Origin of the sequence: Pediococcus argentinicus, assembly GCF_001437605.1 — a bacterium.
Classification (GTDB): Bacteria; Bacillota; Bacilli; order Lactobacillales; family Lactobacillaceae; genus Pediococcus; species Pediococcus argentinicus.
Window position 1 is genome coordinate 1 of sequence record NZ_JQCQ01000053.1, and the last position, 6,300, is coordinate 6,300.

General features: G+C 36.1%; 5 protein-coding genes. All 5 read right to left on the reverse strand.

Going from position 1 to position 6,300, the window contains the following annotated elements:
- Nucleotides 1-28 precede the first annotated feature (28 nt).
- The 5 genes from mreD to IV88_RS08630 all read right to left on the reverse strand — a co-directional run bounded on the left by mreD (nt 29) and on the right by IV88_RS08630 (nt 6,271).
- Entirely contained in the window at nt 29-574 is a 546-nt protein-coding gene (gene mreD, locus IV88_RS08610) for a rod shape-determining protein MreD (protein WP_057800493.1), read from the reverse strand.
- Nucleotides 575-583: 9 nt separating this feature from the next.
- Nucleotides 584-1,429 (reverse strand): rod shape-determining protein MreC, encoded by an 846-nt coding sequence (gene mreC / locus IV88_RS08615; protein WP_057800494.1) that lies wholly within the window; start codon nt 1,427-1,429, stop codon nt 584-586.
- A 95-nt stretch (nt 1,430-1,524) separates the two neighbouring features.
- Nucleotides 1,525-2,184, reverse strand: coding sequence for a JAB domain-containing protein (locus IV88_RS08620; protein WP_057800495.1), 660 nt, complete (start codon nt 2,182-2,184; stop codon nt 1,525-1,527).
- 46 nt (nt 2,185-2,230) lie between these two features.
- Nucleotides 2,231-3,514, reverse strand: a complete 1,284-nt coding sequence (locus IV88_RS08625; protein ID WP_057800496.1) for a bifunctional folylpolyglutamate synthase/dihydrofolate synthase — start codon at nt 3,512-3,514, stop codon at nt 2,231-2,233.
- 93 nt (nt 3,515-3,607) lie between these two features.
- Entirely contained in the window at nt 3,608-6,271 is a 2,664-nt protein-coding gene (locus IV88_RS08630) for a valine--tRNA ligase (protein ID WP_083486879.1), read from the reverse strand.
- Between the last annotated feature and the right edge of the window lie 29 nt (nt 6,272-6,300).

Here is a 6,300-nt window from a genome sequence, read left to right on the forward strand (position 1 = left end):
GGACATTTTCAAAAACGTTTGACAGCTTTTATTCTAAAGTTCTAGAACTTGCACCGCGTGTTCTTCTAAATAATTGTTTTAAAGGATAGTAGAGAACTACAACCATTGATAAGTTTAAAATGATGGTTGGTAGTAATGAATATCCAATAAAAAATACTACGGAGACGTTAGTTAATCTTAGGAAAGTAAACACTGCATAAAACAAACTGTTCGACAGCACCAATGCCACTAGAGTAACGGTTAGCACTGATATAAAAGTTGTTCTAACAAACGGTTTAATCCCTTGAACCGCCATAACTACTAACGGATAAATGAAGAGATTGACGCCGAAAATCCCCGTATAATACCAGTCAAACATCAGGCCTAAAACTAGTGCCCATAAAAGAAAATGAATCTGATCTTGACCAGTGAAAAAAATTGTAAAAACCATCCAAATAATAATTAAATTACTAATCATTGAATATGGAAATTGGAATAAATCAGCCGAAAAGACTTGATTAATTGCACCATCTAAAAAGAAAGCAATAAATAATCCAATCGGATAGATATATTTAAGTTTTGATGATTGAATCATATTATTCCCCTACTTAAGCTGAGCGACTGCAACATCATTGATATTACTCATGTCAGCGGCTGGCTTGATTAGTAATTCTGAAGCCAAACCATAGTCATCTTTTGTAACCTTAACAACCTTTCCAACATAAAGACCTTTAGGTGTAACACCGCCTAAACCTGATGTTGTTACAATTTCACCAGTATTAATTTTATTCTTAGATGTAATTTGACCCATAATAATCAAGTTCTTTTGCTTATTATAACCAGTTACAATCCCATTAACACTCTTTCCATCTGTACCATTAACCTGAATAGCAAAACGGTTGGCAGCATCATTGTTATCACTAATCAATTCTACTTTACTACTTGCATAGTTAGCTTCGATAACACGTCCCACTAAGCCATTACCGGCTACAACGGGTTGGTTCTTTTTAACTCCACTGGCAGTACCCTTACTAATTGTGACAATGTTTTGCCATGAACTAGGTGAACGAGTTAAAACATTAGCGCTGACCAAATTGTAGTCAGTCATTGAAGATTTTAATTTTACGATTTCTTTTAATTGTTGATTTTCTTGTTCTAGTGCTTGGTTGCGAGCATGTGTTTCATCTAAATCGTCGATATTTTTCTTTAAGTGCTGATTTTCTTGGTAAGTATCAACAAAATTATTGAAATTTTCGCCCACTTTTTGAGCCCCACGAACTGGATAAGCAATAACGCGGTTTACCAATGCAAATACATCATTACCAGCTTTTTGAGGAGCAGGTGTGGTATTTCGTTTTCTAATTGTCAATGAGACTGTCATCAATCCAAACGCAATGATTAAACAAATTACGGTAATCACTAATTTTCTATTTGAAAAAAACTTTTGCATATTGAGCAATCTCCATTCTAAATTTTTACCGACAACTTACGTATTATACCACATGGAACTCCCAGAAATGGGCGTTTTCAAATCTTAATTAATTTTCAAATAATATTACTTTCAGCCGCACTCCAGTAGGATTGATCACCAATAATAATATGATCTAATAGATCAATTCCCATCAACTTTCCAACTTCAAACATTCTTTTGGTAAATCGAATATCGTTATCCGATGGCGTTTCATCACCGCTTGGATGATTATGGACTAATATAAAACTATTAGCACTAACCCGAATATTTTCGTGCATGACTTCTCTGGGATGAACCGCTGCTGAATTCAGTCCACCTTGAAAAATAACTTTTTGTAATTTTATTTTATTTTTAGTATCTAAACTCAGCAAAGTGAGTTGTTCCTGATTAGTCTTTTGATATTGACCAACCATCTTTAAACCAATCTGTCTGCTCCCCATTACTTTGCCAAGAAACTCTTGTGGATCACGTTGGATACGACGTCCCAATTCAACCGCTGCTGCAAACCCCATACTCAATCGAGCGTCACAAAATAAGTCGTTAATTTCAGTATTTGTGAGTAGACGATACATCCCCATCTCCCCAACCTGACTCCAAAATTTAGCAACATTCTCTTCTAAATTCTGTTCAGGGGTTACACACAATAAAAATGATTTAACTAACTCTTCGTTGTTAAGTCGATCTGTTCCTAAATCAAATTGTTTCTCAATCACATTTTCTAAAATTTGTTTCATAACTTTTCACCTCAACTTCAAATACGCTACTGAGGTGTTAATTATTTTACTTAACAAAAAATGGTCGAACTTCTGAAATAAAGTACAGAGATCCTGTGATAATCAAAACGTCACCAGCTTGCATCTTTGAACCTGCGAGCTGAATAGCATCACGCCAATTTGAAATATACTCTACTTCTTTTAACAATTGAGAATTAATCTCATCTGGTGTGACTGCTTGTCTCTTACTTGGTCCAGTAAAGTTCGTTAGAGTAAGTTCAACATTTGGTAATTCAACTAAGTTATTTAACATTGGTTGATACAATTTATCGTCCAAAACTGCTGTAATGATATAAACTTTTTGACGACTCCAATTAGTTTGGATAGTTTGATGTAAAGCTTCGATCCCCGGTAAGTTATGAGCACCATCTAAATATACCAGAGGCTGACTAGAAACCATTTCCATTCGACCAGCCCATTTCGTTGTTTTAACAGCAGACTTAATTCGGTTAACGTCTAGTCTTATCTTTAAAATTGAACTGACCATCGTTAAACTTTCTAATGCAACTGCCAAGTTAGTTAACTGATATTCACCAAATAAACTAGATTCTAAGTTATCCCAAATAACATCAGAATTCTTAAATGTGATTTGTTGATCAGTACTTTTGCTAATCGAAAAATCCGTTTTAAAAGTTTTAAGAGTGCTACCTGAATCACTAGCTACTTTTTGAATAACTTTTAAGGCTTCAGGATCAGTTGAACCTGTCACAACGGGAATAGTTGGTTTAATGATTCCCGCCTTTTGTTCAGCAATCTTCGGAATTGTATCTCCCAGAATTTCCATATGGTCCCATCCAATATTAGTAATAACTGACAAGATTGGCGTAAAAACATTAGTGGAATCAAATAGACCGCCAATGCCAACTTCTATCAGTGCAACATCAACCGGGTGTTCTTTAAAATACAAAAACATCATCGCCGTATCAATCTCAAATTCTAATGGACCACCGATAGCTTCAGCATCCATTTGTTCTACGATTGGTTGAATCTTTTCAACCAATTCAACCAAATCCTGGTCTGAAATTGGCTGACGATTAATTTGAATTCGTTCGTTAAAACGAACAATAAATGGTGACGCAAATGTACCAACTTTCAAATCATGTTTTTCGAGTAAACGTTCCAAGAAAGCAACCGTTGATCCTTTACCATTAGTACCTGCAATATGAATTCCTGTGACATCATTTTGAGGATTACCAAGTTGATTTAAAAAGGTAGTCATTCTGTCTAAACTAGGCTTTTTTCTTAAACGTGGACGACTATGAATAAAATTTAGTGCTTCTTTATAATCCAAAGAACATCCCTCCTTTGTTAACTAATATGATGATACTAATAAGGACCGCTGACAAATTTTAACTTTGCAACGATCCTTATTTTTAATATTAAATTACTGTTCAGCTTTGACATCAGCTAATCGTTGTTTTGTAATTTGAAGTTTTTCTTCCCACTCAACCTGTTTTTGCTTTTCAGCATCCACAACATCTTTAGGAGCATTGTTTACAAAACGTTCGTTACTTAACTTTTTAACTACCCGATTAACTTCTGATTCGTATTTTGCTTGTTCGCCTTCAAGACGCTTAATTTCATCATTAAGGTCAATCAACTCTGCAAGAGGAATATATACCTCAGCACCTGTAATAACAGCTGACATAGCTAATTTTGGTGCTGTAACGTCTTTTCCAATTTGCAAATCACTTGGATGACAGAAACGTTCAATATAGTCTTTGTTATTTTCAAACAAACCTTTTAATTGTTCGTCGTTTGTCTTAATTAAGAGATCTACAGCACTAGACATTGGTGCATTAGCATCAGCACGGATTGTTCGAACCGCCTTAATCAATTCGATTAAACTCTTCATTTCTGATTCAGCCTGATCGTTTTGGAGCTCATCATGGACAACTGGATAAGCAGCTGTAACCAATGATGCACCTTCGTGTGGCATTGATAGCCAAATCTTTTCAGTTACGAATGGCATTATTGGATGTAATAACTTCAAAGTTTGATCTAAGACGTAAGCTAAAATTTGTTGAGTATTAGCTTTAGCAGCTTCATCATCACCTGTTAGTACTTCTTTAGACATTTCGATATACCAGTCACAGAAATCATCCCAAATAAATGAGTATAATGCGCGACCAGCTTCACCAAAGTCATAAACATCAAAGAAATGAGTAACTTGTTCAACTGTTTCATTTAAGCGACTCAAAATCCAACGGTCAGTTAAGTTCCAGTTTTTAGCATCTGGTAAGGTTGGCTTTTGAACATCACCTAAGTTCATGATTACAAATCGACTAGCATTCCAAATCTTATTGATAAAGTTCCAAGCAGCATCCATTTTGGCATAGCTGAAACGAATATCCTGTCCAGCAGTTGAACCATTTGATAGGAACCAACGCAATGTATCTGCACCGTACTTGTCAATGACATCCATTGGATCAATCCCGTTACCAAGTGATTTACTCATCTTGCGTCCTGATTCATCGCGAATCAATCCATGCAATAGAACATCTTTAAATGGTCGTTGACCAGTAAATTCAAGACTTTGGAAAATCATTCTCGAAACCCAGAAGAAGATAATATCGTAACCTGTTACTAAAGTGCTAGTTGGGAAGTAACGTTTATAATCTTCAGAGTTTTCATCTGGCCAACCCATTGTTGAAAATGGCCAAAGTGCACTAGAGAACCAAGTATCTAAAACATCTGAATCCTGTTCCCAGTTTTCAATATCCTTTGGTGCTTCCTCACCAACGTAAGTTTCACCAGTTTCCTTGTTATACCATGCTGGAATTTGATGTCCCCACCAAAGCTGACGTGAGATAACCCAGTCATGAGCATTTTCCATCCATTGTTCAAAGGTATGTTCAAAACGGTCTGGAACAAAGTTAACTTTGTTATCAGTTTTCTGATTATCCAACGCCATCTTTGAAAGTTCGTCCATCTTAACAAACCATTGTGTTGATAAGCGTGATTCAACTTGAACTCCAGTACGTTCTGAATGACCAACACTATGTGTGATTGGATCAATATTGATCATATAGTCTTGATCTTCTAGATCCTTCACCATTGCTTTACGTGCATCAAAGCGATCCATACCTTCGTACTTACCAGCATTTTCATTCATTGAAGCATCTTCGTTCATTGTGTTGATGCGTTTCAAATTATGGCGATTACCAACTAAGAAGTCATTAGGGTCATGAGCTGGTGTAATCTTAACCATTCCGGTACCAAACTCAGGATCAACGTATTGATCAGCAATAATTGGAATATGACGACCTTGAAGTGGCAAAATAACCTCTTTGCCAACAAGTTCCTTATAACGTTCATCGCTAGGATGAACAGCTACCGCAACATCACCAAACATGGTTTCGGGACGAGTAGTAGCAATTTCGATGTAGTTTTTACCGTCAAAAGTGAAATCTTTATCAACAAAGAAGTACTTAACATGATAGAAAGCACCTTCATCATCTTGATGTTCAACTTCGATATCTGATAAAGCTGTCCGAGCTTGAGGATCCCAGTTGATGATATATTCGCCACGGTAAATTAAGCCCTTTTTGTACAAGCTAACAAAAACCTTACGAACAGCTTTTGAAAGTCCATCATCTAAGGTGAAACGTTCACGTGAGTAATCTAATGAAAGACCCATTTTAGCCCATTGTTGATGAATTGTATCAGCGTATTCATCTTTCCAATCCCAAACTTGTTCGATGAACTTTTCACGGCCTAAGTCATAACGTGAAACCCCTTCTTCACGAAGTTTAGCTTCAACTTTAGCTTGAGTGGCAATTCCTGCATGATCCATACCTGGTAACCAGAGTGTATCGAATCCTTGCATTCTCTTTTGTCTGATTAACATATCTTGCAATGTTGTATCCCATGCATGTCCTAAATGCAACTTACCAGTTACATTGGGAGGCGGAATAACGATTGAATATGGTTTTGCTTTCTTATCGGCATTTGGTTTAAACAATCCTTGATCTAACCAGTCTTGATAACGACCAGCTTCAACTGACTTAGGATCATATTTGGTTGACATATCTATTTCTTCAGTCATTTGTACCACTCCTCGTATATTTAAAATAT

Coding starts and splice junctions, on each gene's coding strand:
- mreD (WP_057800493.1), bottom strand. CDS start 574: ATGATTCAATCATCAAAACTTAAATATATCTATCCGATTGGATTATTT.
- mreC (WP_057800494.1), bottom strand. CDS start 1,429: ATGCAAAAGTTTTTTTCAAATAGAAAATTAGTGATTACCGTAATTTGT.
- IV88_RS08620 (WP_057800495.1), bottom strand. CDS start 2,184: ATGAAACAAATTTTAGAAAATGTGATTGAGAAACAATTTGATTTAGGA.
- IV88_RS08630 (WP_083486879.1), bottom strand. CDS start 6,271: ATGACTGAAGAAATAGATATGTCAACCAAATATGATCCTAAGTCAGTT.